This is a genomic window from Gordonia sp. 852002-10350_SCH5691597, assembly GCF_001665715.1.
Lineage (GTDB): Bacteria > Actinomycetota > Actinomycetes > Mycobacteriales > Mycobacteriaceae > Gordonia > Gordonia sputi.
The window spans coordinates 1-891 of sequence record NZ_LZMO01000236.1; the positions used below are offsets into that span (position 1 = coordinate 1).

The 891-nt window shown below is 66.2% G+C and carries 1 protein-coding gene; it reads right to left on the reverse strand.

What is annotated here, in order from left to right:
- Positions 1–710 precede the first annotated feature (710 nt).
- A partial coding sequence (locus A5777_RS17450) for a helix-turn-helix domain-containing protein (RefSeq protein WP_156529415.1) occupies positions 711–891 on the reverse strand: 181 nt, incomplete at its 5' end.

Here is an 891-nt window from a genome sequence, read left to right on the forward strand (position 1 = left end):
CACGAGCTTCCCGATCCACAGCTTCAGTGAGTCGGGCGCGACGAAGTAGACGTACGGGACCGAGTCCTGCGGCTGCACTGAGCCCAACACGGACGCGCCCGGCACACCGTCCCTACTGTGTATGCGAGCCGCCTGCTTGCGACGGTCGCGGACAGGTCTACCGACCCGCTGATCACCACCTTCTGCGTCGGGTCCGAATCCAACCTGGCGGAGATGAGATTGGGGGCGATTGCCTGGGTCGTCGTCCCGTCTGTCCTCGCCGACCCCTTGGCCGCAGTGCTGCCGCCATCACCACCGCTGCTGCACGCGACCGCGGACACTGCGATCGTCAGTGCGATTGCGAGCGCACCGGTCAGAACAGCCATCACCTTCACCTTTGTGGTCGCAAACAGGCCACTCGATGCCGTTGGTGCAGGCCGGCCCGACAACTGGGCAAGTGTTTGCTCCGTGATCTCGGGCGCGCTCGGATCATCGAGCTGCCTGTCATAGCGAGCGCGTAGCTCGGGGTCGCCGAGGATCACTCGCGCCGTTTCGATGCGAGTGCGCGCCAGCTGGTCTCGCGGGTCGGTGCGGGTCAGCTCGCTGGTCAGCTGTGCGGCCAGTTCTGCCGGTGAATGGCGCCGGTCGAGCTTGTGGATCGCGTATAGGTCAATAGAGCCGGGCATGGTGGTGTCGTCGTCCCCTCGTGTCGTGAGGGGGAAGGTGCGGGGTCAGTCCCGGGGCTCGAGCGTCTGGGCCGCCGCCGGGTCGGATTCGACCGCGGCCCACAGCTCCGACGGCTTGATCCGCAGCGCTCTGCACAACGGGAAAACTCTGTCAGAGCTGATACTCGCCTCACCTGACTCGAGCCGCATCACGGCCGAACGTGACAGCCCGGCCTGCTCAGCGAGC